This is a genomic window from Streptomyces noursei, from assembly GCF_016917755.1.
In the GTDB taxonomy this organism is placed as follows: Bacteria; Actinomycetota; Actinomycetes; order Streptomycetales; family Streptomycetaceae; genus Streptomyces; species Streptomyces yunnanensis.
Window position 1 is genome coordinate 387,179 of record NZ_CP070326.1, and the last position, 26,515, is coordinate 413,693.

Below are 26,515 nucleotides of genomic sequence, written 5' to 3' on the forward strand. Positions count from 1 at the left end.
AATCCCGCCCTCTTCGCAGTGTCACGCCCCATCAACCGACCTCCGCGGTGCGCAGTAGGCACCTCCACCCCCTCGCCGAACAGTCGTTCCCTATGCTGACGACATGATCGATGTACCGCTTTCAGCGCTGGAAGTCGCAATGGTCCAGTCCGGCACCCGAGCCGTGGACACCCTGCGCGACACCACCGCCTTCGCACAGGGACTGGACCGGCTGGACTACCACCGGATCTGGTACGCCGAGCACCACCACTCCCCCGCCATCGGCGCGTTCCCGCCCGTCGTGTTGATCGCGCACGCCGCCGCATCGACCTCGACCATCCGGCTCGGTTCGGGCGGAGTACTGGCACCCAACCACGCACCCCTCACCCTCGCGGAACAGTTCGGCACACTGGCCGCCTTGCACCCGGACCGCATCGACCTGGGAGTGGGCCGCGGCCCCGGCACGTTCGACGATGCCACGGCACGGGCGCTGCGCCGCGGAGCCGGCCCGACGACGGATGCGGAGTACCACGACGACGTGGCCGCGATCCTGTCGTTCCTGGTCGACGAAGTCGCCCTCGGCCCGCTGCCGGAACCCTGGCTGCTGGCCTCCAGCACCGCGGGCGCGGCCCTCGCCGCGGAACTCGGCCTGCCGATCGCCGTCGCACACCACATCAGGCCGCAGAACACCCAGGCGGTGCTGGAACGCTACCGGGCCGATTTCACCCCGTCCCGGTGGTGCGAACAGCCGCGAGTGCTGCTGTGCGTGGAGACGGTGTGCGCCGAGACGGAGGAGGAGGCGGCGTGGCACATCGGGCCGATGAGCGTCGTCAAGGCAGGGCTCCTCAAGGGCATGAGCGAGATCCCCTTCCCCACGCCTGAGGAGGCGGCCGCCCACCCCTTCACGGAACAGGAGCGACAGGCCCTGGCCGGCTTCCGCGCCCAGCAGGCCATCGGGACGCCGGAGAGCGTCGTGGGCCGACTGGCCCAGCTGGCCGGTGAGACCGGAGCAGACGAACTGATGCTGACCACACCCGTCTACGACCTCCGCCACCGTCTCCGCTCCTACGAGCTCGTCAGGCAGCACTGCGAGGCCACGGCCACGCGGTAGCACGGCCACGCGGGAGACAGCACAGCTCGGCGCCCCGGCGCGCCGGCCCGAACGAACGTCGACGTGGACGTAGACGTGGGTGTGGGCGTGTACGTGGACGTGAGCGTGGATATGGACTGGACGTCCAGGATGACGGCTGCTCGGACCGACTGGCTGCGGCGGCCAAATCGACCCTCGGGGAGAGGCATCGGAATGCGGTGGATGGACACGTTGGCGCATGAGGCCGAGCAGCGTCTGCCTGCTCCGGTCCTGACCTACTTCCGCCAGGGCGCCGGAGCCGGTCTGTCGGCCGCGGAAGCCGAGGCGCACTGGGACGCACTGCGTCTGCTGCCCCATGTGCTGCGGGACGTCAGCGTGGTCTCCACCGGCACCTCGGTGCTGGGATCCGCGGTCGACACACCGGTGCTGGTCGCCCCTACCACCTTGCAGCTTGCCGCACACGAGGAGGGCGAGGTCGCCATGCTGCGCGGTGCCGCCGCCGCGGGCTCGCTGATGTGCGTCTCCAGCAACGCGGGGGTGCCGTTCACGTCCCTGGCGGACTCCGGCCCATGGTGGGTGCAGGCGTACGTGCTGCGCGACAGGCAGCTGACCGTGGAACTGCTGGACCGTGCGCGGCAGGCTGGGGCCAAAGCCGTCGTTCTGACCGCGGACACCCCTGTTGTCGGGCAGAAACACAGCACCGGCCCGGGCGTATGGGAGACCGTTCCCCCGGAACATCTCCTGGCCAACGTCGACCAACAAGGCGTAGAAGCAGCGCAGTTGGAGAAGGCGGCCGACCTGACTCCGGCAACCATCGACTGGCTGCGCACCACCCTGGGCCTTCCGGTGGTGGTCAAGGGGGTGCTGCGCGCGGACGACGCCCGCGAGTGTGTGGCCGCCGGCGCGTCGGCGGTGTGGGTGTCCAACCACGGTGGCCGGCAGTTGGACGGCGCGATCGCAACGGCCCGGGCGCTGCGACCGGTCGCCGAGGCCCTGGCTGGCACGGACGCCGAAATCTATGTTGACGGCGGTATCCGCACGGGGCGGCACGCACTCACCGCCCTCGCGCTGGGCGCCACGGCGGTTTTCGTCGGACGGCCGACGCTATGGGCGCTGACCGTCGGTGGAGCCGCCGGGGTGCAACGGCTGCTCACCGAGCTCACCGCGGAGCTGGCCCATGCCATGGCCCTGGCAGGCACACCGGATATCCCCTCCCTCACCCGCGACCTCGTCTCCGGTTGAGCACCAACGTCCCGCCGCACGAACCTCGTGCAACATTGCCGGCCCCGGCACCCTTTGATTGTGAACCTCCGGAAACGGGTGGGGTGTTGGAGTTATCGAGCACCCCACCCCACCCCTCCCCTTCCTCCATCCTCCATCCTCCTGCCCCGACCCTGGCCCTGGCTCTGGCCCCTGCCACTGACTGCCCCTGCCTCGGAGGCGCGCGTGGGCGTCTCCCGGCGGACGTCGACCGATCGGCCGGTCGACCAGCAGCAGAGGCCATCACGCCGGAAGCCGGACCGCTATCCGGATGCTTCCTGGTGGGGCCCGCGTGCTCGTTGGATACCGGCGATGATGCTACGGGCCCAGGCAGCGGGCGACGGAGTGGTGAGCAGGGCGACGAGGCCCGCGGTGTGTGCCTCGCGCTGGGCGGGAGTCATGTCCAGGGCCTGACTCAGGACGTCGACCAGGTCCTGTGGGCTGTGCGGGTCGGTGAGCAGGGCGGCGGTGCCGAAGTGTTCGGCGGCTCCGGCCTCTCGGGACAGGACGAGTGCGCCCGAACGTCCGGTGGCGGCCTTGGCGACGATGTACTCCTGCGCGGTGAGGTTCATACCGTCGGCGAGCGAGGTCACCCAGAACACGTCGGCCGCCAGGTAGTGGTCGACGACCTCGGGAAACGGCAGGGAGCAGGGGTGGTAGTCGATCGGGGACCAACCACGCGCCGCGAAGCGGGCGTTGAGTGTGTCGATGGCGTCTTCGAGCTCGGCGCGGGTGGTGTCGTAGGCGTGGATGCCCGGCTCGGGCGGCGGGCAGATCAGGCGGAAGCGGAGTCGGCCGCGTAGTTCGGGGCGCGCTTCGAGGAGCGTGGCGAAGGCGCGGATCTTCTGGACCGGGGCCTTGGCGTAGTCGAGGCGTTCGACGGACAGGACCAGCAGGGTGTCGTCGTCGCAGGCAGGGCGGGAAAGGGCCAGGGTGGCGACGGCCTGGCGGTCGATTCCCAGGGGGTGGACGCCGGTGCGCGGCGGGTGGGTGGCGTCGGCGAGGAGGTCGTGGAAATGGCGGGCGGAGGAGGCGGTGTGGAAGCCGGCCCAGTCCAGTTGGGCGAGGGAGGAGCGCAGCTGTTCGGCGACCGGGAGCTGCCGGAAGATGTCCGGGTGGGGGAAGGGCGTGTGGTGGAACAGGCCGATGTGCAGGTCGGGCCGTCGGGACCGGAGGATGCCCGGGACCAGCCAGAGGTTGTAGTCGTGCAACCAGACCGTCCCTCCGTGTTCCGCGTGCGTGCCGAGGTGGCGGGCGAAGTCCTCGTTGAACGCCTCGTAGTCGGCCCACTGGGACGTCGTGTGGCGGATGAGGTGCGGTTGGGACATCAGCGCGGGCCACAGCGTTTCTTTGCACGCGCCGTGGAAGTAACCCGCCCACCGTCGGGTCGGCACCGGCAGGAAGGCCATGGGAAGGTGGGTGGGGGGTTCGGGTACACCGGCGGGGACATGAGGCGGGTCGCCTGTGGGCACACCGGCCGATTCGCCGGCCGACTCGCCAGCAGGGATGCCGCCTGGGACGCCTGCTGGATCGTCCTGGACGAGGGCGGCGGCCCAGATCGCGGTGGAGGCGTGTGGGCTACCGTCGGCGAGGGCGGAGGTCAGGGTCGGGAGGATTCCGTTGGGACTCATGGGGCGGTGCCACTGGCCGCGGGTCCAGTGCAGCGGCGGGCGGTGATACCCGATGACCACCGGTGCGGAGTCCCGTACCCACCCGAGGTGTTCCAGGGCGGAGAGGATCGCGGCGGCGCCATGGAGCTCGGTCCGGTACACGCGGCCGGTCGTGGGTACTTGTGCGGACAGCCCCGGCTCGGCGTTGCCGACGACCACTCCGTGGGTGCCGAGGCCGAACATCGAGAGGTCGTTGAGGGAGTCGCCGGCCACGAGGATCCGGGTGGTGGGCCACTGGAGTTTGCGGGCCAGCTGGCGGACTGCCGGACCCTTGCCTGCCTGGGGCGGCAGGACGTCGAAGTAGCGACCGTCGGAGTATGTCCATGAGCAGCCCAAGTCCTCGACGGCCGCCGTGAGATGTCCGGTGAGGTGTTGCGGGGACAGGTAGTACGAGCAGCGGCCTTCCTGAGCCACACCGTCTTGGTAGGTGAGCTGCGGGAACCGGCGGGCGAGGGCCGCGCGGACCCGGTCGTGGCCCGGCCAGCCCGCGCGGAGCTGGGCTTCCAGGACATCGACGTGGCTCATGTCGGTGGCGTCGACGACGCTCGCCCCGACGTCCGCGATAATCCACCGGGGCGGCGGAACGAGCTGATCGCGGTGGAGCAGGGCCTGGACGGACGACAGTCCGCGGCCGGTCGCGAAGACGACCGTGATCTCCGGGTGACGCTCCAACGCCCGGCGTAACCGCCGCCGGCCGTCCTCGTCGCCTCCCAGCAGGGTGCCGTCCAGGTCGGTCACCAACACCTTGACGTTGGTGTGCGCCGGCTGCACACCGGCGTCGGCACGGCTCGCTCTTTCGGCCATGGGCCCCTCTCGTCGTCGGCGTGCTCAATGTCGGTCGGCCGTCGGGCCTGGGGTCTGTCCGACCCTGCCCCGTCGGACAGACCCTAACCGCTAAGCATGCCCGGCAGGAGGGCCAGTTCGTCACCCCATCGCGGGCAACGGACGCCGTCCCGCCCCTGCCCACGCCGCCGCCCGCGGCCCCTTCCCTGCAACGCGGGAAAGTGCCGGGGCTCCCCGGTGCGACCCGCCGACCTGAGGTGGCCGCCGTCGCTCGGGACAGGCAGGGGTGGGTCCTCGACTGCGCGCGGCTCGCGTGACCGACCACGGACGGCAAACCACCGCCCAATCTGTTGCGCCGGCGCCGACGTTGCCCGGTGTGCGCGCCGACGCCTGCGCCGTTTGCCTCACGGGGCAGTCGCACGCCCCCCGAACAGGCTTGCCGCACCGGGACACGGCAAGTTGAGTGGTCCGTACCCCATCACCGGCCTCGTCGGGCTTTCCAACGGCACGCCTTCCCTGCAGTCACGCCGCCGCGACGGAATCGCCTTCCGCCGCTACCAGGCAACCGGACCCCGTGGAAGCGCACCGCCCGCCCATCTCAGTCGGCGGGCCGGCTTCATCTGCTCATCCCAAGCCCGCGGGGCCCGTGCACTGCCGTCGGTCGACAGCGCAGTCCCGGCCGCCTCGCTCGGGTGCTCCCCGTCCGGAAGAAGCAACACCATGCCGCAGGACACCGTGTTCGTCCTCCCGTTTTCGCCGCGCGTCAGCCCCGACGTCGAAGCGGCACGGCACCGCAGCCTTGCCTGGTGCCGCCGCCAGAACCTGGTGACCCACCCCGTCGACGAGCAGCGCTTCCTCCGCTGGGACATCGCCGGGCTGATGGCCACCTGGTGCCCCGAGGCGAGTCGGGACCAGCTGGACCTGACGGTGGACGCAGTCGTGGTGGCCACCTTCCTGGACGATCACATCGACAGTCCCCTGGCCGATCAGCCGGACCAGGTCGACGTCGTCTGCCGCGACTTCACCACTGTCATCGCCTCCGAAGGCTCCTCCCCGCCGCACGCCGGTCCGCTGGTCACGGCGTTCGCGGAGGTCTGGCGCCGCCTGGCCCACGGCGCCACACCGGGTTGGCTGGAGCGCACCGGGCAGCACTGGCAGTGGTATGTCGGCGCCTACACGCAGGAGGCCAACAACCGTGCGCACCGCAGGATCCCGACCCGGGCCGAGCACTTCGCCCTGCGCCGCAGGTCGGGCTTCGTCTACGCCATGTTGGACCTCAGTCAGAAGGCATACGGCTTCGAACTCCCCCACCGTCTCTACGCCCATCCCGTGCTGCGTCGAATGCTGGACATCACCGCGGACGTCGTGGACACCCTCAACGACGTGCACTCCCTGGAGAAGGAGGAGTCCCGCGGCGACCTCCACAACCTGGTGCTCGTCATCGAGCACGAACAGGGCTGTGACCGGCGCACCAGCATCCGGGAGATCCAACGGATGATCACGTCCTGGTGCGAGGAGTTCCGCACCCTGGAGCGCCAGCTGACGGCCCCCGGGGCGGGGCAGGACGCCGACGTCGCAGGCCGGATGGCCGATGCGATGCGCTCCGCCATGAGCGGCTATCTGCACTGGAGCAGGACATGCGCACGGTACTCGCGGCTGGTTCCTCCGGGCGAGTCGGCCCTCGTCACCGATCTCCTCAAGGAGCACTGACCGTGGTCCGGCTCATGACGCTCCGACCGCACCGGCCACGACGACGGGCCCTGGTGGTCGGAGCAGGCATCGCCGGCCTGCTCACCGCACGCGTGCTGGCCGATACGTTCGCCGAGGTGGAGGTGGTCGAACAGGACGTACTCCCCACGACGCCCGTCCAGCGCCCCGGCGTAGCGCAGGGCCACCATGTGCACGGACTGACCGCGCGCGGGGCGGAAGTGATGGTGCGTCTGTTTCCTAGTCTGGTGGCGAGTTGGCCACTGCGGGCGCGCCCCGGGAGGGGACTTCGGGCAGATCGTCGCCTTCCGCTTCCCCGACTGCCGGTCGCCGCGCATCCCCACCGGAATCCCGCTACAGACCTTCAGCCGCCCCCTGCTGGAGACGCATCTCAGGCACCGGCTGACGGCCCTCGACCGCATCCGCATTCCGCATCCGCGACGGTGTACGCGTGACCGGCCTGACCTGGAGCCCCACTCACGTGACGGGCGTGCGCGTACGCACCCGCCCAGCGGTCACCCCGTCACCCGTGACTGCCCCATCGTCCCCCCCTGACGGCCTAGGCGCCACCGATGACGTACTGCCGGCCGACCTGGTGGTCGTAGCCAACGGCCGCACCACGCACCTTCCTGACTGACTGGCTGCCTGGCTGGCTGGCTGGCTGGCTGGCTGGCCGCACTCGACCTCGACCGACCACAGCGCACGATCACCGACGCCCGGGTGGGCTACGCCTCCCGCCTCTACGCGATCACCCGGCGGGCTCCTGGCCCTCGGCGACGCCGTATGCGCCTTCAACCCGCTCTACGGACAGGGAATGGGCATCGCCGCCATAGCGGCCGACCTGCTGCACACCATGCTCGCCCGCCCCAGCCATGGCGGACGACCCCGAGGCGTTCAGGCGCTTCCTCGCCGCGATGCACATGACACGCAGCAGCGCGGTCCTGCTGCATCCCCGTGCCGTGCTCCCCGTCGTGGCAACCGCCATCCGCCCCGGTCGCGCGAAACCGGACGTCCCTCACCTGTGGTGGGGCCGCACCCCGCACACACCAACCGAACCTGGCGCCCCAACCGCCCAGGCACCGCCGCCACCCCCCATCGCTCCCCCACCCCGCACGCCATAGCGACGCAAGTCACGAACCTGCGCCAACCGGCAGATCCGCCAGATCCGCCAACACCCAGCCAGAGGCCCGGCACATGTCTCTCGACGCGGCTGGCTGACCATCAAGCCTGCGGTTCGGAACGCAGTCCCACGGCGCTGCGCTCCACGACACCCGCCGCAAGCTCGCTGCTCCCCGAAGGACTGCGCGTCAACTCCGCAAGCTCCGACCGGAGTTCGACAGCCGACTCACCAAGGACGATCGCGCCGAGAACGAGCTCCAGCATCAGGCGGTCGTACGCGTCGCCCATGCTCCGATAACGCCGGGGATCGGACTCCGCCACGGCCGACGCGATCCTCTTCCCGCCTCCGGACACGGAAGCAAAGGACACCTCATAGATCCCGTGCCCGGTCCAACTTCGGTGTATGAAGACGACATCGCCCTCGGCAAAGACGTTCCATCTCTCATCCATACTCTGGGCTTGATATCCCAGCCGGATTCGGTGCCACTCCGCGTCGGTCCAGATCCGGTCCGGTAGCTGAGCAACCGCCCTCGGCACCGTGATGGTCGTAAGGCGACGGAACGACTCTCTGGTCAGCGATGCGTCGGCAGTCATGACGCGATCTTACGAAGGCATCGTCGACACGGGCTCACACCCGTCGATCCCGCCCGGACGCCCCGCGCCGCCCGCACCGACGCGACGCGTGAGAGCGCAACCGCCAACTACCAACGCCGCGCCTGCCGACACAGACCGAGGACCTCACCCTTGGGCTCCGCTCAGCCATCGCCGCCGTCACGTGGCAAGGCGTCGCACCAGGGCGACCAAGGCGTCGCGCTCAGCGTCGGGACCTACCTGCTCCACCGCGGGGGCCAGCATCCGGGCAAGCTGGGGCAGGGTGAACCAGGAGACGGTGAGTGCGATCACCGCGCGCATCAGTTGGCTCGCCTCCACGCTTTCTGTGACCGCACCCGCCTTCTGAGCTGCGGCGATGACCGCGATCTTCTCCGCGTAGTGGTCGGTGCGCCGGCCCTCGGCCGCCACCCGGTCCTGGCACAGCAGCCCCTCCCACGCCAGCAGCCGTACGAAGTGCGGATGCCGGCGGTGGTAGTCGAAGATGCGCCCCGCGTAGTCACCCAGGTCGGCCGCCTGTTCCGGGGTGAGCGGGACGGCGGCCGCGATCTTCTCCAGCTCGGATTCCAACACCGCGACGAACAGCTTCTCCTTGCTGCCGAAGTACTGGTAGATCCGCTCCTTGTTGATCCCGGCGCGGGTTGCGACACGCGCGACACGGGCGCCCTCAGGCCCGTACTCGGCGAACTCTTCGACCGCGGCGTCGAGCAGCAGCCGTTTCGTGCGTGCGGTGTCCCAGGCCATGCGCCGACCCTAACCCATCTCCAACCGATCGGTTGCAGACGGAGTCCGCCACATGCCAGACTCCAACCCGCTGGTTGGAAATCGCCTCTCCAACCCCCTTTCATCAGGAGATATCCATGCCCTCGAACGCGCCGGCCACCGCCACCAGCGCCGCCGCTCCGTCGATCCACCGGCGGGCGCTGATCACCTGGCTGGCCGTCTACCCCACCATCACGCTCGTCCTCGGGCTGCTCGGCCCGATCACCGCCCACCTGCCGCTGCTGCTACGGACGCTGATCCTGACCGCGATCGTCGTCCCCATAGCCGCCTATGCCCTCATCCCCGCACTGATGAAGGCCAACGCGGCCCTCACCCGGCGCCGCACTCGCTGACCCGGCCGCCAACCACTGTCCCGTGGGCCGCCCACTACCCGCCCGATCGACCCGCCACGCCGCGCCAGGCACGGCTCCCACCTCGCCGTGCGCTCGTACGGCGGATCGACCAAGGCCCCTCAGGGCTGCCCGCATCCGGTCCGAGTCCGATCGATCGAGGGCGACCCACCTCGAAACGCAACGTGATCGACGACAGAGGGCGGCGACGATGGATAGACGATGGATAGCGGCCACAAGGGCGGGTGGTTGCGCCTGGTCGCATCGTCGATAATGCCCAGACGCTGCATGAACGTCGAGGATCGCAAGTCAGCCCGAAGACGCAACTTCCCTATCAAAATGCGCCATTTCATTAACTTGCGGGAACCCTGTGCTGCAGCATCGACTCCTCACCCGTAGAGACGCACACCGGTGCGTCCGGCACGAAGTGGGGGCAATATGACACATAAGGCGCAACGGTCCGTGAGAGCGCGGAAGGCGACCGCCGGCTCCGCGGCGGCGGTGGTCGGCGGACTGGCCCTGCTGATCGGGACCGCGGCACCTGGGCAAGCGGCCACCGCGGCGGCGGCTGCGGGGGCACGGTCCGCGCCGAGCTGCGGGGCCGCTGCGACGGCGCCCATGGCTGCGGCAACGCGGCCGAACGCCGCAGTAGGGGCGGAAACGGCCCCAGGCACGGGCCTGACCGGCAGTCCGGCCCCGGCCGTCACCGGAGATGCGGCTCAGCAGCTCGCCTACAGCCTCGCTCCGGAGGCGCCGATCGGCCTCTGGGCGTCCTCGAACCTCACCCTGCGCACCCCGGTCTCCCAGGGCACTGTCCGTCTGGACGTCACCACACAAGGCTTCATCGCGGCTTCTCTTCTGATGCAGCGTTATGACGAGAAGAGCCACCGCTGGGTCGATCTGGACGTCCAGCCCACCGGCACCGAGAAGCCGGACAAGGGGGCGTTCTCGTTCCCCCTCTCGGTGGCAGCGAGCCCCGACCACCCCGCCACGGTGGCTCTCCGGGTCCAGGCCATCGACCGTCCCGGCCGTCTGGCCGTGACCGCTTCGGTCAACGACGGCCACGGCCACACCTACCGCGCCCCGACGCGCAACACCGTCGTCGACCGGCCCACCACCACGGTCACGGGCTGGCCGCGCGGTGCCAGCCTGGTGCGTGGCGGTGCGGCGAAGGAGTTCGAGCTCACGGTCAAGAACACCACCAAGCGAGCCTACCCGGCACTCAACGCCGAGTACTTCGCCTACGGTCAGAGCGACGGTCGCGCCCTGGCTCCCAAGGACCTGGTGCTGCAGCAGTACGTGCCAGGCCAGGGGTGGCAGCGTGTGTCGCTGGTGCCCGGCGGCTGCGACCCAGGCATGGGCGCCGAGCTGATCCCGACCGCGAAGAAGCCGCTGGCACCCGGCGCCACCGCCGTGTACCGGATGCGTGTGGCCGTCGCGGGAGACGCTCCCCTGGTCAACGTGGAAGCGGGTGTGTCGGTGGGTGCCGGCAACACGTCGTTCCACTACCAGAACTTGCCGTTCAAGATTCGCGGCAAGTAGCACCTGACGAGCACCTCGCTCGCCCACGGGGAGTCGAAGGGTAGAGAGGCCCAGCGCCTCTTCGCCTTCGACTCCCCGTCGGCGTGTGCGGCAGACGTCAGGTGCGTATCCACCAACGTCCGCGGAAGGGCCCGCAGCCTACGGGGACCACCGGAGTGTCACCAACCTGACCAACGACCCGCGTAATTCCGCTAGTTCGGTCAGTGGCAGCTCCCGCTCTCGCGTCCACCTCCCTCCCCACCCCCGGCCTTTCACGTCGATTCCATCGAGCCTTTCTACCGTCCTTCCTGACGTCTTCGCGGTGCGCAATGCCTGAGACGCGCGCTCTGCCGTCGGGCTGCCTGTCCGGCAGCCGAGCAGTGGCGCCGGCTCACCGCGGATACGTGCCAATCCGGCTGAGACAGAGAGGCACGTCATGACTTTCCGGAAGATGCGGAAACCCATCGTCAAGGGCATGGTGGTTGCAGCCCTGGCAGTACCGTCCCTGATGCTGGCCGCAGGCCCGGCATCGGCCACAACCGACGACATCGTCACGGTCGCGAACGCGAATCTCGACCATCATGCCTGTGACGCGAACAGCACCGGCGCGCAGGGGTACAACTCCAGCTGCACCGGTGCAGGAGGCTCACCGGAGAACTGGTGCGCCGACTTCGCGTCCTGGGTCTGGGCGCAGGCGGGCTTCAACGTCAACGGACTGACGCCGGCAGCCGGCAGCTTCGGGCAGTACGGTGCAGGACTGCACCCGGATCCCCATGTCGGTGACGCAGTCGTCTTCAACTACAACGGCAACGGATACGCCGATCACGTTGCCATCGTCACGGCGGTCAACCCCGACGGGACCATCGAGAGCATAGGCGGCAACGAGGTCACCAACGACCCTGCGTCCTCCTCCGTCCACCACGACGGCCCGTACAGCGGTGCGGTGGGCGACAGCTCGTACTGGAACATGTCGATCAGCGGCTACGTGTCTCCGGCCAACTAGCCCCCAACAACTCGTGACGGTTCGCCAGTCCGCCCGGCGAACCGTTGCGGTGTGTGGCGCCGACTGACCGTCTCAGAACGACTGCGGTGTGCGGCTTGGCCTACGCGACACGCGCAGTTCCGTGAGGTAGCGCTTGGTGACCCGGCCTCCGTACCGCGTGTCGATCAGCGCGGCGATGCACCCCAGCAGCCCTTCCCTCGCAGCTGGAGGCAGCGCTCGGTGGCCCGAGTAGGTCCGCAGCACCTCCAGATATTCCACCGTGGTGTACGTCAGATCCCACGCGTACCGCCGGGAGACGACCGGGCCGAACCGGCCGCTGTCTGCGACCTCGTCCGTATAGTCAGAGGTGTCGACGTCGTCTGCGGCCGGAAGTCGCAGTCCCGGAGGGGTGGCCGGGTCGAAGCGCTCGTAGCAGTCCTGGACCTCGACGAAGAACTCCTCGCTGCCGCCCGCCACATGGTGTGTGGCGATGACCGCGAGGGCGCCGCCAGGCCGCAACGCATCGGCGGCCTTGGCCAGCCGCACCGCCGGATCGATCCAGTGGAACGCCGTCGCCGAGACGACCGCGTCGAACGGCTCCTTGGGCAGCGGCCAGCTCTCGAAGTCCGACGTGATGACCTCCACCGCCCCGAACCCGGCCAGGTTGCGCCAGGCGACGGCGGCCATGGCCTCGCCCAGCTCGACAGCGGTGATCCGGCAACCACGCTCGGCCAGCGGCACAGTTGCCTTGCCGGTGCCCGCCCCCACCTCAAGGAGGCGGCAACCGCGGCCGATACCGGCCAACTCGGCGAGGTCGTCGAACAGCTCCGACGGATACCCGGGCCTGGCCCGGTCGTACAGCTCTGCGTCCTCGTCGAACGTGCGGCTCAGAGCGACCCGGCGTCCACCCCCTATGTTCTGCAGGTCGACCCTCCCCCGTTCTGCAGGTTCGGTCCTACTTCCCGGCCGTGCCGGGTTTCCGGCTGATGGACTCCTGATAGATATCCGCGTAGGTGCGCGAGTCCTTGACCAGGTCGTCGCAGAAGGCAGCGACATCGTTGCCGAGGAGTTCCAGGACCCCCTTGTCGGCCGCGACGCCCTCCTCGAAGAAATCGACAATCCCTGAGAGCAGGGTCCCGTCGGGCAAGTCGACCGGTCCGACCTTGAAGAAGTACTTCTGAATCTCCTTGTAGGCGATTTGATAATCCGGCGGGAGCGCCTTGACCCGCGCCATGTGCGCTCGCCACTGCTTCTTGCCCTCAAGGATGTCTTGGATACCCACGTCAGCCTCCTAGCTGGCCCAATTTCCTTGCGACGTTCCGGTTCAACTGCTCGCGCCACCGGTCGCGATAGCCCCGAGCCCCTTCTCCGCCGGCCAGCGCCGCACAGAAGCCCTGGACGTCGTCGCCCAGCACCTCTTGAATGCTCTGCCCATCCGCCGATGTTTCTTCGAGCAGCCCCAGGGCGCCGTCGAGAATCGGCATCAGGTTGCGACCGGTGAAGTCCGAGTAGGGGGAGAGGTGAACCTTGATCTGTTCCCACGCCTCCCGGTGGTCGGGCGGCAACGCCTCGGCCCGGGCCTCGAACGCCTTCCATTCCCTGGTGAGGTCGCTTCCGGTAATGGTCTCCCAGAAATTCATCTCCCGCCCTCCTTGAGCTTGTCGATTCGTGAGGAGAGGTACTCCCACTTCACCCAGAACCTCCCGAGTTCTTGGCGCCCCGCATCGTTGAGCGCATAGAACTTGCGCGGCGGGCCCACCCCGGATGGTCGTTTCGTCACCTGAACGAGCCCGTTCTTCTCCAGTCGCAGCAAGATGGTGTAGACCGTCCCCTCGACGACGTCGGCGAAGCCGAGTTCATTCAGCCGACGCGTGATGGCGTATCCGTAGGTCTCCTCGCTGTCGATGATGTGAAGCACGCAGCCCTCAAGCGTGCCCTTCAACATCTCCGTCAGGTCGTCTATCGCGGGCCTCCCCTTCGAACCTCCCAGTACTGCGCAGCACTGAGTACCGCTATACGGTATCACGGAGTAGTCCGCCGAGGGCTTCTTCTCACACCACGCTGCGAGCATGGCTCGACGGTGATCGTCGACGCTCACGCCGACGATCGGATTCCGCCGCGCGATCCCGCGGTGTTCGATCCGGAAGTCGGGCCCTTCGCGCCTTCCCGCGTGAACCAAGTCAACCCCTCACGCAGGTGAGTTGAGATGCGGCATACTGCGAGTCGCCATGTGGATCGGTCAGTACGTCAGCACATCAGTACCGGTCGCCGAGCAGGGCATCACAGCGCGTCTCCGGCTCCGTTGACGCGGGCACCAAGGGGCGCGATCCGAGTCCGGCACCTGGGGCCTGACGGGCAGGGGGAGCAGCGATGGAACCGCTGATCATCATTTTGGCCGTTGTGGTGGCGCTGACCTCCATCACCCTGGCCAGGACCGTCCGCGTCATCCCGCAGGCCAGCGTCGCCATCGTCGAGCGCTTCGGCCGTTACGCCCGGACCCTGAACCCGGGCGTGCACATCGTCGCCCCGTTCATCGACTCGGTCGTCAAACGGATCGACCTGCGTGAACAAGTCGTGCCCTTCCCGCCGCAGCCGGTGGCCACCAGGGACCATGTGGTGGTCAACGTCGATCTGCTCCTTTGCTACCAGGTGACGGACCCCCGCGCGGCCACCTATGAAGTCACCAGCTACATCCAGGCGATCGAGCAGCTCATTGCCACCACCCTCCGAAGCGCCATCGGCGGTATGGACCTTGAGCGGGCCCTGCTCTCCCGCGAGGAGATCAATGCCACCCTGCGCAGAGTCCTCGGCGAGGCCACCGGCAAGTGGGGGTGCCGCGTCAACCGGATCCAGCTCAAGGGGATGGAACCGCCCGCCTCCATCCACGACTCGCTGAAGCGACGGATGCGCGCCGATCGCGACAAGCGCGCCCCGGCTCTCGAAGCCGAACGCGTTCGGGAGTCCGAAGCCCTGCACCCCGACGCCGAGAAGCCTGACGCCGAGAAGCGGGCCGGCTCGATCCAGGCAGAGGTGGAACGCGACGTGACGGGCATCGTCCCCGTCGGGAAGGAGGCCGCACGGACCGCGCCGCTGTCGCACCCGCAGACGGACTTCCCGCCCACGCGCCAGCCGCTACGGGAGAACGACCCGCGCCGCATCGACCGCTACCGGCTGACGGCAAGGCTGGGCCAGGGCGGGATGGGGACGGTCTATCTCGGTCACTCGCCGGGCGAGCACTTGGTCGCCGTCAAGGTCATCCAGCGGGAGCTGGCCGCCGATCCGACGTTCCGTCAGCGTTTTGCCCGCGAGATCACTGCCGCGCGCACGGTCGGCGGATCCCACACCGCACCGGTGGTCGACGCCGATCCGCACGGTGACCCGCCCTGGCTGGCCACCGAGTACATTCCCGGCCCGTCACTGCACGACGTCCTGAGCCGGTACGGCGCGCTGCCCGTCAAGACCCTCCAGACGCTCGCCGTCGGCGTCGCCGAAGTCCTCGCGGAAATCCACCAGTTGGGCATCGTCCACCGCGACCTCAAGCCGGGCAACATCATCCTTTCCGCCACCGGCCCGCGCGTCATCGACTTCGGCATCGCACGCGCCCTCGACGACACCGCCATCACCCGTACCGATCACGTCGTCGGCACCCGAGGCTTCCTCGCCCCGGAGCAGCTCACCGGCGCGCCGGTCACCTTCGCCACGGACCTGTACGCCTTCGGCATGGTGCTCTGCCACGCCGCCGGCGCCGTCCCCGCGGTCGGTGAACCCCTCGATTCCGCCCTCGGCCTGTTGCCGTCCCGCCTGGCCGACATCGTCACCCGCTGCCTCGATCACGATCCCGCGGGCCGCCCGAAGCCCGCTGAGGTCATCGCCCAGCTCGCCGACCACCACCACCCGCCTGGCGAGGACTGGCTGCCACCGCTCGTGCGCACCCTGATCGATCTGCACAAACACCCCACGGACCCAACGAGTTGACAAGCCATCAGGACTTGCCAGGGCCAGCCTGACCCGGCCTTCAACGCCGTTGCTCGCCGGAGAAGCAGGACTTCGAGGTCGGCGCGGGCACCCGCCGCGACGAACGCCGAGGTCATCCCCCGGAGGGACCCCGGTGCTAGACGGGATCTGACGGCGGGTTCTGTCCCTTGGCCTTCGGGGCCGGCTGTCGTGCGAGTGCGATCCAGGAGCGCAGGAGCAGGTCGAAGGCGTCCACCACGACGTCGCCCGGGATGCCGTCGGGGGTCAGCAGGCGCTGGATGAGCAGGCCGTCCTCCAGGGCGTGGACGATCAGGGCGAGGAACGCGGGGTCCGCGGGCGCTTGGACGCCGTGGGAGGCGAACGCCTGCTCCAGACCGGTGGCGTGGGCGTTGCGGGCGAGCAGTTCGCGTTGGGCCAGCAGCGGACGCAGTTCGTCGTTCCGCAGGGCGTGCAGGACGAGTTCCATGCGCAGGGCGAGCCATTGGGGCAGGTGCTCGGCGCGGTCGCGGTTCCAGGCCCGGAGCCTGTCGAGGGCATCGGCGGGGGAGGTGGCGTCCTCGGTGAGAGCGCGCACTTCCTCGACTTCGTGGTGTGTGCGGTTGTGGAGCAGTTCGGCGACGAGGGCGTTCTTGTCCTCGAAGTTCCCATAGAAGGCGCCCCGGGTGTAGCCGGCGCGCTCGGCGATCTGCTCGACGGAGGTGCCGTTGACGCCGCGTTCGGTGAACAGCTCGGCGGCGGCGGCCACCAGGCGGTCGCGGGTCTGCTGTCGGCTCTCTTCGCGGGTCAGGCGCTTGCGTTGGGGTGTCACCCAGGCATCTTACGACGCCCCCGGGGCCGCAATATTCAATTCCGTATCCAGATACAGATCTGTATATTCGCCGCTCGAAACGAAGGGAGGCCCGATGGGGGCGAACGAACTGTGGTCGCTGGGGGCGTCGGAACTGGCGCAGCTGGTGGCGTCCGGAGAGGTGTCCGCGACGGAGGCCGTGGCGTCACACCTGGAGCGGATCGCCACGGTGAATCCGCAGGTGAACGCGGTGACCCGACTGCTGGCGGAAAGTGCCCGGCAGGCGGCGCAGGAGACCGACCGGCGGCGGGCCGCCGGTGAGCAGCTGGGCCCGTTGGCCGGAGTGCCGTTCACGGTGAAGGAGAACATCCACGTCGCCGGATCGGCGACCACCCACGGCGTGCCGTACTTCCGCGACTGGGTCGCGCAGGCGGACGCGCCCCCGGTGCGACGGCTGCGCGCGGCCGGGGCGATTCCGATCGGACGCACCAACATGCCCGACCTGGCGCTCGCGGGACTGCACACGGTCAGCCAACTGTTCGGGGACACCGTCAACCCGTGGGACCCGCAGCGCACTCCCGGCGGCACCAGCGGCGGCGACGCTGTCGCGGTGGCGACCGGCATGGCGGCGCTGGGCCTGGGCAACGACTCCGGCGGGTCGGTGCGCAACCCGGCGACGTTCAACGGTGTCGCGGGGCTGAAACCGAGCTACGGGCGGTTCCCGGCCGACCACCGGATGAGCGACCAGGAGCCGGTCCTGGGCCACCAACTCTTCCCGGTGGACGGGCCGCTGGCCCGGACCGTGGCGGACCTGCGGGCGGCCTACGAGGTGCTCGCGGGGACGGACCCGCAGGACCCGCGGGCCGTTCCGGCCCCGCTGTACGGGCCGCGGCCCCACGCACCGGTGCGGGTCGGCGTGGTGACCGACCCCGGCGGTCGGGGCGATGTCCACCCGGACGTGCGCGCGGCGATCGAGGCGGCGGCAGCAGCCCTGGAAGACGCCGGCCACCCCGTGGAGGAGGTGGAGGTGCCGCGGCTGCAGGACGCCCTCGACGGCTACGACACGCTGCTGCGGGCCGAGTTCTCCCTGGCCTGGCCCATGCTCAGGCGGCTGCTCACCGACGAAAGCGCCCGCCACATCGAGCTGGACGCCCAACGCCACCCGGCCGTCGGGCTGGAGGAATACCTCCGGCAGACCGGCGTGCGCCTCGGCGTCCAGCGCGCCTGGGCCCACCTCTTCGAGCGTTGCCCCCTGCTGATCGGGCCGGTGTCCACACAGCCGATTCCGGAGCCGGTGGTGCCCCGGACGCTGGAGGAGCGCGAGGCGACCTTCGCGCCGATGCGGTTGGTGACCGCGTCGACGTATGTAGGGGTGCCGGCCGTGGCCGTACCCACCGGAGTCGCGTCCGGGCTGCCGCAGGGCGTCCAGATCATGGCGGGGATGTATCGCGAGGACCTCTGTCTGGACGCAGCTGAGCGGATCGAGGAGCGCCTCGGCGTCCTCACCCCGCTCGATCCGCGCGGGCACCGCGTCCACTGAGGCGCCTCCTCGCCGAGCCATCCGGGCGGGACCTCCCGCTCGGGTGGCCCGGCGGTGGAGTGCCGTGCCGGGATGGCCGCCACGGCCGCATCCCTTACCGCTGCCGGTCGCCAGGCCATGGCATCGTGGACGCCATGTGCGGTCGATTCGTAGCCACCCGCAGTCCTCAGGACCTGGTCGGCCTGTTCCAGGTCACCCAGTGGGATCCTTCGGACCTCGTCGCGCCGAGTTGGAACGTCGCACCGACCGACGACGTATGGACCGTGCTGGAACGCCTGGACCGCGGCACGGGAGCGGTGGAACGGCAGTTGCGTGCGCTGCGCTGGGGTCTGGTGCCGTCGTGGGCGAAGAGCCTGGGCGTGGGCGCGAAGATGATCAATGCGCGGGTGGAGACGGTGCATGAGAAGCCCGCCTACCGCCGGGCGTTCGCCAAGCGACGTTGTCTGCTGCCCGCCGACGGCTTCTACGAGTGGCAGGCGCTCCCGGCCGGCGAGGGGGCCACGACGAAGCCGCGGAAACAGCCGTACTTCATCGCCCCCGAGGACGGACAAGTGATGGCACTGGCGGGCCTGTACGAGTTCTGGCGCGATCCCGGTGTGGCATCGGACGACGATCCGGCGGCGTGGCGGACCACCTGCACCATCATCACCACCGAGGCCACCGACGCAGCAGGCCGCATCCATCCCCGCATGCCGTTGGCGATCGCGCCGGATCACTACGCCGAGTGGCTGGACCCCGCACACCACGACAACGACGAACTCCTGGCGTTGCTGACCACGCCCGCGCACGGGGACCTCGACGCCCGGGCCGTCAACACCGCGGTCAACAACGTCCGCAACAACGGCCCCCACCTGCTGGACCCCCCACTCCCCCAGGACTGACCAGGTCACGTCGTAGCGGGGCCGCGGCGGCTTCACCGCGGCCCCCGTTCAGCTACTCGGAGTCGTCGTCGCCCCGCTCGGCACGGTGTGTGCCCGTGCCCTTCTTTTGCAGGTTGTCGTCCGGCTCGTCTTCCTGCATTCCGCTGCGGCGGCCACAACTCATCGCACGATCCCCATGCGGCGTAGCGGATGGTCGACCGGCATCTCGTACTCGCCCTCGAACCGCCTCATGACATTGCCGCAGCAGAGCCACCACACGCCGGCGGGCACATTCCCCGACGCCTGGTTGAGTTGCATCGGCTGCTCGCAGGTGGGACAGGCAGGAGTCATCATCACCCCCTCGGGTCTCTGTCGTTCAGGACGGCATGCGCGTTCTCGGATCGGGTATCGCATGGCGACGGCCGCCTCTCGTCGCGGCCCGTTTCACCTTGCGCGGCTTTCGCTGGCCGCACACCGAACAGCGCCCCTCGACCACTCCGATGAGCTGCGCCTGCGCACCGTACCGAAACCGGTCACTCACCACACCGGTGCAGCCGTCGGTGCTGCACGGCGCACAGCCCACCAACTCGGCGAGCGGGGCGTGCCCGACCGCGACGCTCCGTTTGCAGTCCAGGCACGGCAACGGATAGAGACCGTCGGGTGGGCTCTTGATGTAGGGCACAGCGTCCGCACTGCTGCACAAAGGGCAGATCCAGGCCATCCTCACCTCCCCTCCAAGGCACCCTCTAGTGCACAACGAGTAGGCCGATCCTGAGGTCACGGTGGTTCAGGGGGTGGCGACGGCGTTGCCATTGAACGCTGTTGCGGGTCAGGGCGTTGGTGACGTGAGTTGTCGGCAGATCAGTTTGTGGGCGAGCTGCGCCGTTGCGAGCAGGCCCTCGCGAGCCGTGCCGAGGTTGGCTTGCACCGAGAATCCGTGCACGACGGATTGGACGAGCCCGGTCAGGGCCGCCGGGTCGACCCCGGCGGCCGCTTCCCCGTCCAGGTCCGGCTCGCCGTCTCGGATCGCTCGCTCGACGCGGGCGAGAAGGGTCTGCTCGTTCCAGCCTTGCAGTTCGGCGTAGTAGGCGCTGGTGTCGAGTGTGCTCGTACGGTCGGTCATCGCGACGCTGCTGAGAAGACGGCCTGGATGTACGTCACTTGGCCGGGTGAACTCATGGACCGAGTCGATGAGGATGCGTTCGACGACGGTCCGGAGATCCTTCTCGGCGACCGCCTGCCGAGAGACCTCACAGTAGCGCTCGGCGCAGGTCCGCACCGCTTCCTCGAACAGCCCGGCACGGGCGGACCGTGTCGACCTGATCGTCGGCCAGTGCAATCACGGCACGGCATGCGGCGTACCGCGCTTCTCATCGGGGAGACGGCGGGAGCGAAGACACGCTGAGGACGAGCCAAAGCCAACGGAGCCCACAGTCAACGGGCGGCTCCGGGTAGGCGAGCATGCCCACGACGGCGGCCACTGTCGCAACCACACGTCGTGGGCATGCGGCGCGGACGAGTCCCGCACGCGCGCATACGCCGCCGATCTCGCCAATCAGCGCACCACGAGCGGGGTTTGGGACGCGATGCGGGTCAGCTTCTCGGGGTTGCGGACGTAGTAGATACCGGCGATCCGACCGTCCTCGACCCGGACGGCCATGACGCCGTCGATCTCGCCGTTCACACGCAGGACGAGTGCCGGGTGGCCGTTGACCTCGGTGGCATCCCCGGTCAGCGTGGCCTCGGCCTTGGCCGAGCCACCGGCGATGAAACGGATCACCTTCTCGGCGCCGGTGATCGGCCGCAGCGCGGCCTTCTTGACGCCGCCGCCGTCGCTCACCAGGACGACCTCCGGGGCGAGCACATCGAGCAGGCCCTGCAGCTCGCCCGTTTCGAGCGCACGCCGGAACGCCTGCACGGCCGCCTGGCTCTTGTCCGCGGAGACGGCCTGGCGGGGGCGGCGGGCATCGACGTGTTGGCGGGCGCGGTGGGCGATCTGGCGAACGGCCGCGGGACTCTTGTCGACGGCGGCGGCGATCTCGTCGTAGCCGACGTCGAAGACCTCGCGGAGCACGAAGACGGCGCGTTCGGTCGGCGACAGCGTCTCCAGGACGAGCATCATCGCCATCGACACGCTCTCGGCGAGCTCGACGTTCTCGGCCACGTCCGGTGCCGTGAGCAGTGGTTCGGGCAGCCAGGGGCCGACGTACGCCTCCTTGCGGCGCTTCATGGCGCGCAGCCGGTTGAGTGCCTGCCGGGTCGTGACCCGTACCAGGTAGGCGCGCTGGTCCTGCACCTGCCCCAGGTCGACCGTGCCCCATCGCAGCCAGGTCTCCTGGAGGACGTCCTCCGCGTCGGCCGCCGAACCAAGCATCTCGTACGCGACGGTGAAGAGCAGGTTGCGATGGGCCATGAACGCCCCGGTCGCCGGGTCGGTGGCGTCGTTGCCGACCGTGCTGGCTTCGTTCATCTGTGGGACCCCCGAGGGAAGCGGACAACCCATGTCTGTGCTGGCACGGGCCGAAGAACTCCATACACGATGAATCATCGCGGAAGCCAGGGCTGTTGCGCGTCCCTGAGCGCGAGGAGGGCTGCCAACGCAGTGGCGATGTGGCGTGGATCATGCCGGTGCCCGCGCACCGGAACAGGGACGACGACATGGCAAGCTACGTGTCACCACCGCCCATTTGCAGCCCTGTTGTCCCTGCGGCTCGCACGCCGCAGAACGCCTGCCTCCGTAGATCGTCCGTCTTCGCACATCGCCCGTCTTCGTAGATCGCCCGTCTTCGCTTGGGGGAGACCATGTCCGCATCCATCCGCACGCCCGCCGGTCCCATGTCGAGCTGCCGGGCCATCGAGAACCTGATCGCACGTTATGCCGAGCTCGTGGACGACGGCGATTTCGCAGGGCTCGGCGTCCTTCTCGCCGACGCCACCTTCACAGGCAGCGGCGAGGCGGTGAGCGGGCGGGACGCGATCGAGAAGATGTTCCGGGACACTCTGATCGTCTACGCAGACGGCACGCCGCAAACCCAGCACGTCATCAGCAACGTCGCCATCGAGGTCGACGAACAGGCGGGCACGGCGGTCTCGCGTTCGTACGTCACCGTGTTGCAGGCGCTGCCCGACCTGCCGCTCCAACCCATCGCCGGCGGTCGGTACCACGACCGCTTCGAGCGCGATGCCGGGCGGTGGCGCTTCGTGGAACGACAGGTCCGCATCAACCTGGTCGGCGACGTGAGCCGCCATCTGCGCCAGGCTTCCGCACAGCAGTAGTCCCTCCCCCGGGGACGTGCCTGCTTGCCAGGATCCTGCGGTGGACCGTGAACAGATCTCTCGGCCTGCCCACGCGGATCATGTGCCGATGGAGTGCAACTCCTCCATGCGACGGGCGCGCATGTTCGATGACGGGAACGGATGGCCGAGTGGGCTGCTGGTGAGCGGGGCGCGCCATCTCTGTGCGCGTGCATGCCGCCGACCTCGTCGGGTTCTCGTATCGCGCCTGGTCAGGCGTGTTGCGTCGGGGCGGGATCAGCTCCGCGCGCTGCGCTGCCGGGCCTTTCGGCCTTTCGCCGGATGCATCCTTTCAACAGGTTCACGCACTTGGCGGCGGGATGGGCTTCCGCCGACTGCGGTGTTCCGGGTCTCCTGGAAGTTGCACGCGGCCGGTGGCTGAAACGCAGCGCTGTCGCGGAAGGAGCACGGGATGGCGACGACCCTATCGGACAGCCCTTTGTCGCTGTGGGAGCGAGTGGCCGACCCGGGCGTACTGCGTGCGCTTCCCGCCGACCAACTACCGCTGCTGGCACACGAGATCCGCCAGGTCCTGGTGGATCGGGTGTGTGCGACGGGCGGGCACCTGGGCCGGAATCCGGGAATGGTGGAGCTCACCCTGGCCCTGCACCGGGTCTTCGACTCCCCGCGCGATGCGCTCGTCTTCGACACCGGCCATCAGACTTATGTGCAAAAGTTGTTGACTGGGCGTCAGGAAGACAACGACAACGGCCGCTCGTACGCGCCCACCGTCGGTGCCCTGGCCGAGCAGTTGGGCGCCCTCCGGCACGGGGGTGGAACGGGGGCGTGCCGGAATTTCTTCACCGTCCTGGGCTTCGTCTACTTCGGCCCCGTCGACGGGCACGACACAGGTGGGGTGGAGGTCGTGCTGCGCCGGGCCCGGGCGATGAACCGGCCGGTGGTGGTACATGTGGTGACCGTCAAGGGCAAGGGACATCGGCCCAGCGAGACGGACACGGTGGACTGCCTGGGCACCGTCAACGCGGTCGTCCCGGCCTCCGCACGCGGCGGCACCAGGAGTTCGACACGCTCGTGGACGAGCGTGTTCGGGCAGGCCCTGGTCGAGCTGGCCGCTGCGCACCCGGAAGTGGTGGCGGCGAGTGCGGCGATGCTGCAGCCCACCGGTCTCGGGCCGATGCGGGAACGCTTCCCCCGGCGGGTCTTCGACGTCGGCATCGCCGAACAGCACGCGGTGACGTCCGCGGCCGGTCTGGCGATGGGGGGTCTGCACCCGGTCGTCGCGATCTACGCGACGTTTGTGAACCGGGTGTGCGACCAGGTGCTGCTCGATGTCGCCCTGCACCGGCTGCCGGTCACGTTCGTGCTGGACAGGGCCGGGATCACCGGCCCGGACGGTGCCTCGCATCACGGCATGTGGGACCTGAGCCCGCTGTCCATGGTCCCCGGCCTGCGCCTCGCCGCACCTCGGGAGGCCGCCCGACTGCCGGCGCTCCTCGCCGAGGCGGTTGCCTGGGACGAGGGGCCGACTGTCGTGCGCCTGCCCAAGGCCACCGCGGGCGCCTCCATCGAGGCCGTGGCGCATCGGGTGCACGGTCGCAGATCCCCGCTGGGTCCTCCCCGTCAACCCCGCCCTGCCGTCGCTGTCGGCCCGCCACCAGGTGGTGGTGAGCATCGAGGACGGCGTACGGACCGGCGGAGTCGGTGCGGCCCTGTCGCAACAGTGCCAGGACCACGGCATCCCCACGCGCGTGCACACACTCGGTCCGCCGCGGGCCTTCATCCCGCACGGCCCCCGCAACCAGCTCCACGCCCAGGCCGGTCTGGACGCCCCTGGTGTCGTACAGGCAGTCCGCACGGCAACCGCCAACCGGCCCGCGCACAGGCTTTCATCCCTTCAGAGGCACGGAGGTGCTGGATGACCACCTTCGATCACGGCCCGGCCGCCCCGCCCTCGTCGCAGGTTCCGGTGCGCCGCCGCTCCCGGCAGATCCACGTCGGGACCGTACCCGTCGGCGGCGGCGCACCGGTCAGCGTGCAGACCATGACCACCACCAACGCGGCCGAGGTGGACGCCACGTTGCGGCAGATCGCCGCAGTCACCGCGGCCGGCTGCGACATCGTGCGGGTCGCCGTCCCCACGCAGGACGACGCCGCGGCACTGCCCGCGATCGTGGCGAAGTCGCCGATCCCGGTGATCGCCGACATCCACTTCCAGCCCCGCTACGTCTTCGCCGCCCTCGATGCCGGCTGCGCGGCGGTCCGCGTCAACCCGGGCAACATCAAACGCTTCGACGGACGGATTGCCGAGATCGCCCTGGCGGCCTCGGCGGCCGGGGTGCCGATCCGCATCGGTGTCAACGCCGGTTCCCTGGACGCCCGTCTGCTCGCCAAGCACGGCGCCGCGACGCCGGAGGCACTGGTGGAGTCCGCACTGTGGGAGTGCTCACTGTTCGAGGACCACGGATTCCAGGATCTGAAGATCGCGGTCAAGCACCCCGACCCGCTCACGGTGATCGCCGCGAACCGGCTCCTCGCGAGCCGCTGCGACTACCCGCTGCACCTGGGGGTGACCGGGGCCGGTCCCACCTTGCGGGGAGCCGTCAAGTCAGCCGTCGCGTTCGGAATCCTGCTGTCCGAGGGCATCGGGGACACCCTCCGCGTCTCGCTGTCGGCCGACCCGGTCGAGCAGGTCACGGCGGGCTGCCACATCCTGGCCTCCCTGGGCCTGCGCCCCCGCAGGCTGGAGATCGTCTCCTGCCCCGGCTGCGGCGGGTTGCAGGTCGACATCCACAAGCTCGCTGCCCAGGTAGCAGCCGCATTCGACGGCTTTCCGCATCCCCTGCGCATCGCCGTGATGGGCTGCGTCGTCAACGGCCCGGGCGAATCACGCGAAGCCGACCTCGGCGTCTCCTGCGGCAACGGCAAAGGCCAGATCTACCGCCATGGCCAAGTCATCAGGACCGTGCCGGAGAGCCGCGTCGTCGACGCCCTCCTCGACGAAGCCCTCACTCTGATCAGCGGCGCAGCCCCGACCCCGACAAGCACAGCCGAGCCGACGACGAAGCCCCACCCCGAAGCCCCACCCCGACACCGCCGAGGCAGGTGACCGCCCGTGACCGCCACCGTCCCCGTCCGCTCCTCCCCCACGCCGCCGGACCTCGACGGCCTGCGCCACGACGTCGACACCGTGCTCCGCCAGTTCCTGCAGGAGAAGACCGCCGCTGCCGCAGCCCGCAATCTCCCCGATCAGGCGGCCCGCACACTGGAGGAATTCCTGTCCGCCGGGGGAAAACGCCTGCGGCCCATGCTGTGCGCGCTCGGCTGGCAGGCGTCCACCGCCACGCCGCTGCCGAAGCCGGTGGTGAGGGTGGCGGCCGGTCTGGAGATGTTCCATGCCTTCTGCCTCATCCACGACGACATCATCGACGACAGCGCCACCCGCCGCGGCGCGCCGACCGTTCACCGCACCCTGGCTGCCCACCATGCGGCACACCGCCCTGGCCCGCTCGCCGAGCGCCTGGGGGCCTCCTGCGCACTCCTCATCGGCGATCTCGCCCTGACCTGGGCCGATGAGCTGGTGCACACAGCTGGACTGACGAACAGTCAACTCTCAGCGTTGCAGCCTGTACTGAACACCATGCGCACCGAGGTGATCTACGGCCAGTACCTGGACGTCACCGCCACCGGATGCCCCACTCCCGACCTGGAACGCGCCCTGGCCATCATCCGCTACAAGACCGCCAAGTACACCTGTGAAAGCCCCCTCCACATCGGTGCCGTCCTCGGCGGCGCCCCGGCACAGCTCCTGCGTGAACTGACCGACTACGCCGTGCCGCTGGGCGAAGCCTTCCAACTGCGCGACGACCTGCTGGGTGTCTTCGGCAACCCGAAGGTGACGGGCAAGTCCCACGTCGAGGACCTGCGCGAGGGCAAGCACACCATGCTCGTCGCCCTCGCCCTGCGCGACGCGTCACCGGCCCATGCCACCGTCCTCCGCTGCCTGATCGGCAACCCCCACCTCACCGAGGCGGACGCCACCCAGATCCGTAACATCCTGACCGTCACCGGCGCCCGCACCCACGTCGAGAACATGATCAGCCAACGGCGTGCACACGCCCTCCATCTGCTCGGCTCCGCGCGCAGGATTCGCCCAGCGGCCCGAAACTCCCTGCGGCGACTGGCGGAGGCCACGACGAAGCGGACCGCATGACGACGCATGTGCTGCCCGTACCCCCCTGCTACAGCGGCAGTGGTAGGTGCAGTTGA

The 26,515-nt window shown here is 69.4% G+C and carries 22 protein-coding genes and 3 pseudogenes; 15 read left to right on the top strand and 10 right to left on the bottom strand.

Annotated elements, in window-relative coordinates; genetic code table 11:
• The first annotated feature begins 103 nt into the window (after positions 1 to 103).
• Together JNO44_RS01450 and JNO44_RS01455 are read left to right on the top strand one after the other, a co-directional pair.
• A complete protein-coding gene (locus JNO44_RS01450) occupies positions 104 to 1,090 on the top strand; it encodes an LLM class flavin-dependent oxidoreductase (RefSeq protein WP_205360618.1) in 987 nt (328 codons plus the stop codon).
• Positions 1,091 to 1,291: 201 nt separating this feature from the next.
• Positions 1,292 to 2,311 (top strand): alpha-hydroxy acid oxidase, encoded by a 1,020-nt coding sequence (locus JNO44_RS01455; protein ID WP_240167359.1) that lies wholly within the window; start codon positions 1,292 to 1,294, stop codon positions 2,309 to 2,311.
• A gap of 281 nt (positions 2,312 to 2,592) precedes the next feature.
• On the opposite strand, the gene JNO44_RS01460 is transcribed toward JNO44_RS01455, so the two are convergent.
• Positions 2,593 to 4,803 carry an HAD-IIB family hydrolase gene (locus JNO44_RS01460; RefSeq protein ID WP_205360620.1) on the bottom strand — a complete coding sequence of 737 codons (2,211 nt, stop codon included), beginning with the start codon at positions 4,801 to 4,803 and terminating at the stop codon, positions 2,593 to 2,595.
• Positions 4,804 to 5,502: 699 nt separating this feature from the next.
• Here JNO44_RS01460 and JNO44_RS01465 point away from each other — a divergent pair.
• The gene (locus tag JNO44_RS01465; protein ID WP_205360622.1) at positions 5,503 to 6,492 is read left to right on the top strand and encodes a terpene synthase family protein; all 990 of its coding nucleotides are present in this window, start codon (positions 5,503 to 5,505) and stop codon (positions 6,490 to 6,492) included.
• A gap of 1,218 nt (positions 6,493 to 7,710) precedes the next feature.
• On the opposite strand, the gene JNO44_RS01470 is transcribed toward JNO44_RS01465, so the two are convergent.
• Together JNO44_RS01470 and JNO44_RS01475 are read right to left on the bottom strand one after the other, a co-directional pair.
• Positions 7,711 to 8,202 carry a hypothetical protein gene (locus JNO44_RS01470; protein ID WP_240167360.1) on the bottom strand — a complete coding sequence of 164 codons (492 nt, stop codon included), beginning with the start codon at positions 8,200 to 8,202 and terminating at the stop codon, positions 7,711 to 7,713.
• Positions 8,203 to 8,379: 177 nt separating this feature from the next.
• Positions 8,380 to 8,961 (bottom strand): TetR/AcrR family transcriptional regulator, encoded by a 582-nt coding sequence (locus tag JNO44_RS01475; protein ID WP_205360624.1) that lies wholly within the window; start codon positions 8,959 to 8,961, stop codon positions 8,380 to 8,382.
• A 116-nt stretch (positions 8,962 to 9,077) separates the two neighbouring features.
• Here JNO44_RS01475 and JNO44_RS01480 point away from each other — a divergent pair, with 116 nt between their 5' ends.
• The 3 genes from JNO44_RS01480 (at position 9,078) to JNO44_RS01490 (ending at position 11,853) form a co-directional block, all read left to right on the top strand.
• On the top strand, positions 9,078 to 9,332 hold the full coding sequence (locus JNO44_RS01480; protein ID WP_205360626.1) for a putative antibiotic biosynthesis monooxygenase: 255 nt from the start codon (positions 9,078 to 9,080) through the stop codon (positions 9,330 to 9,332).
• Between the two features lie 459 nt (positions 9,333 to 9,791).
• Positions 9,792 to 10,871: a hypothetical protein gene (locus JNO44_RS01485; RefSeq protein WP_240167361.1), complete on the top strand. Its 1,080-nt coding sequence runs from the start codon at positions 9,792 to 9,794 to the stop codon at positions 10,869 to 10,871.
• 430 nt (positions 10,872 to 11,301) lie between these two features.
• Entirely contained in the window at positions 11,302 to 11,853 is a 552-nt protein-coding gene (locus JNO44_RS01490; protein ID WP_205360630.1) for a CHAP domain-containing protein, read from the top strand.
• A 72-nt stretch (positions 11,854 to 11,925) separates the two neighbouring features.
• Here JNO44_RS01490 and JNO44_RS01495 read toward each other — a convergent pair whose 3' ends face one another.
• Genes JNO44_RS01495 through JNO44_RS01510 form a run of 4 tightly spaced genes read right to left on the bottom strand, consistent with a single transcriptional unit; the run spans position 11,926 to position 13,795 of the window.
• A complete protein-coding gene (locus tag JNO44_RS01495) occupies positions 11,926 to 12,756 on the bottom strand; it encodes a class I SAM-dependent methyltransferase (protein ID WP_420882733.1) in 831 nt (276 codons plus the stop codon).
• Positions 12,757 to 12,787: 31 nt separating this feature from the next.
• Positions 12,788 to 13,114 (bottom strand): DUF1048 domain-containing protein, encoded by a 327-nt coding sequence (locus tag JNO44_RS01500; protein WP_205360634.1) that lies wholly within the window; start codon positions 13,112 to 13,114, stop codon positions 12,788 to 12,790.
• Position 13,115: 1 nt separating this feature from the next.
• On the bottom strand, positions 13,116 to 13,472 hold the full coding sequence (locus tag JNO44_RS01505) for a DUF1048 domain-containing protein (RefSeq protein WP_205360636.1): 357 nt from the start codon (positions 13,470 to 13,472) through the stop codon (positions 13,116 to 13,118).
• Positions 13,469 to 13,795, bottom strand: coding sequence for a PadR family transcriptional regulator (locus JNO44_RS01510; protein WP_205369323.1), 327 nt, complete (start codon positions 13,793 to 13,795; stop codon positions 13,469 to 13,471). Before JNO44_RS01510 ends, JNO44_RS01505 begins: the two co-directional genes overlap by 4 nt.
• A 407-nt stretch (positions 13,796 to 14,202) precedes the next feature.
• Between JNO44_RS01510 and JNO44_RS42905 the strand changes: the two are divergent.
• Positions 14,203 to 14,868: pseudogene (locus JNO44_RS42905) on the top strand (SPFH domain-containing protein); the annotation flags it as partial.
• 141 nt (positions 14,869 to 15,009) lie between these two features.
• Positions 15,010 to 15,807, top strand: a pseudogene (locus JNO44_RS42910) (serine/threonine-protein kinase); the annotation flags it as partial.
• A gap of 136 nt (positions 15,808 to 15,943) precedes the next feature.
• Here the strand turns inward: JNO44_RS42910 and JNO44_RS01520 are convergent.
• Positions 15,944 to 16,615, bottom strand: a complete 672-nt coding sequence (locus JNO44_RS01520; RefSeq protein WP_205360640.1) for a TetR/AcrR family transcriptional regulator — start codon at positions 16,613 to 16,615, stop codon at positions 15,944 to 15,946.
• A gap of 94 nt (positions 16,616 to 16,709) precedes the next feature.
• Between JNO44_RS01520 and JNO44_RS01525 the strand changes: the two genes are divergently transcribed.
• The gene (locus JNO44_RS01525) at positions 16,710 to 18,134 is read left to right on the top strand and encodes an amidase (protein WP_205360641.1); all 1,425 of its coding nucleotides are present in this window, start codon (positions 16,710 to 16,712) and stop codon (positions 18,132 to 18,134) included.
• A gap of 134 nt (positions 18,135 to 18,268) precedes the next feature.
• A complete protein-coding gene (locus JNO44_RS01530) occupies positions 18,269 to 19,015 on the top strand; it encodes an SOS response-associated peptidase (protein ID WP_205360643.1) in 747 nt (248 codons plus the stop codon).
• Between the two features lie 808 nt (positions 19,016 to 19,823).
• Here the strand turns inward: JNO44_RS01530 and JNO44_RS01535 are convergent.
• Both JNO44_RS01535 and JNO44_RS01540 read right to left on the bottom strand, forming a co-directional pair.
• Positions 19,824 to 20,333, bottom strand: a complete 510-nt coding sequence (locus tag JNO44_RS01535; RefSeq protein ID WP_205360645.1) for a TetR/AcrR family transcriptional regulator — start codon at positions 20,331 to 20,333, stop codon at positions 19,824 to 19,826.
• A gap of 216 nt (positions 20,334 to 20,549) precedes the next feature.
• Positions 20,550 to 21,464 (bottom strand): RNA polymerase sigma-70 factor, encoded by a 915-nt coding sequence (locus JNO44_RS01540; RefSeq protein WP_205360647.1) that lies wholly within the window; start codon positions 21,462 to 21,464, stop codon positions 20,550 to 20,552.
• Between the two features lie 332 nt (positions 21,465 to 21,796).
• Between JNO44_RS01540 and JNO44_RS01545 the strand changes: the two genes are divergently transcribed.
• From JNO44_RS01545 to JNO44_RS01560, 5 genes and pseudogenes are all read left to right on the top strand, one after another.
• Positions 21,797 to 22,270: a nuclear transport factor 2 family protein gene (locus tag JNO44_RS01545; RefSeq protein WP_205360649.1), complete on the top strand. Its 474-nt coding sequence runs from the start codon at positions 21,797 to 21,799 to the stop codon at positions 22,268 to 22,270.
• Positions 22,271 to 22,700: 430 nt separating this feature from the next.
• Positions 22,701 to 23,738, top strand: a pseudogene (locus JNO44_RS01550) (1-deoxy-D-xylulose-5-phosphate synthase N-terminal domain-containing protein); the annotation flags it as partial.
• A gap of 16 nt (positions 23,739 to 23,754) precedes the next feature.
• Positions 23,755 to 24,168, top strand: a complete 414-nt coding sequence (locus JNO44_RS42915) for a transketolase C-terminal domain-containing protein (protein WP_240167919.1) — start codon at positions 23,755 to 23,757, stop codon at positions 24,166 to 24,168.
• On the top strand, positions 24,165 to 25,355 hold the full coding sequence (gene ispG / locus JNO44_RS01555; protein WP_205360651.1) for a flavodoxin-dependent (E)-4-hydroxy-3-methylbut-2-enyl-diphosphate synthase: 1,191 nt from the start codon (positions 24,165 to 24,167) through the stop codon (positions 25,353 to 25,355). Before JNO44_RS42915 ends, ispG begins: the two co-directional genes overlap by 4 nt.
• A 6-nt stretch (positions 25,356 to 25,361) precedes the next feature.
• Positions 25,362 to 26,459, top strand: coding sequence for a polyprenyl synthetase family protein (locus JNO44_RS01560; RefSeq protein WP_205360653.1), 1,098 nt, complete (start codon positions 25,362 to 25,364; stop codon positions 26,457 to 26,459).
• Positions 26,460 to 26,515 lie beyond the last annotated feature (56 nt).

Coding starts and splice junctions, on each gene's coding strand:
- JNO44_RS01455 (WP_240167359.1), top strand. CDS start 1,292: ATGGACACGTTGGCGCATGAGGCCGAGCAGCGTCTGCCTGCTCCGGTC.
- JNO44_RS01465 (WP_205360622.1), top strand. CDS start 5,503: ATGCCGCAGGACACCGTGTTCGTCCTCCCGTTTTCGCCGCGCGTCAGC.
- JNO44_RS01540 (WP_205360647.1), bottom strand. CDS start 21,464: ATGAACGAAGCCAGCACGGTCGGCAACGACGCCACCGACCCGGCGACC.
- JNO44_RS01525 (WP_205360641.1), top strand. CDS start 16,710: ATGGGGGCGAACGAACTGTGGTCGCTGGGGGCGTCGGAACTGGCGCAG.
- JNO44_RS01545 (WP_205360649.1), top strand. CDS start 21,797: ATGTCCGCATCCATCCGCACGCCCGCCGGTCCCATGTCGAGCTGCCGG.
- JNO44_RS01470 (WP_240167360.1), bottom strand. CDS start 8,202: ATGACTGCCGACGCATCGCTGACCAGAGAGTCGTTCCGTCGCCTTACG.
- JNO44_RS01530 (WP_205360643.1), top strand. CDS start 18,269: ATGTGCGGTCGATTCGTAGCCACCCGCAGTCCTCAGGACCTGGTCGGC.
- JNO44_RS01490 (WP_205360630.1), top strand. CDS start 11,302: ATGCGGAAACCCATCGTCAAGGGCATGGTGGTTGCAGCCCTGGCAGTA.
- ispG (WP_205360651.1), top strand. CDS start 24,165: ATGACCACCTTCGATCACGGCCCGGCCGCCCCGCCCTCGTCGCAGGTT.
- JNO44_RS01475 (WP_205360624.1), bottom strand. CDS start 8,961: ATGGCCTGGGACACCGCACGCACGAAACGGCTGCTGCTCGACGCCGCG.
- JNO44_RS01460 (WP_205360620.1), bottom strand. CDS start 4,803: ATGGCCGAAAGAGCGAGCCGTGCCGACGCCGGTGTGCAGCCGGCGCAC.
- JNO44_RS01450 (WP_205360618.1), top strand. CDS start 104: ATGATCGATGTACCGCTTTCAGCGCTGGAAGTCGCAATGGTCCAGTCC.
- JNO44_RS01480 (WP_205360626.1), top strand. CDS start 9,078: ATGCCCTCGAACGCGCCGGCCACCGCCACCAGCGCCGCCGCTCCGTCG.
- JNO44_RS01505 (WP_205360636.1), bottom strand. CDS start 13,472: ATGAATTTCTGGGAGACCATTACCGGAAGCGACCTCACCAGGGAATGG.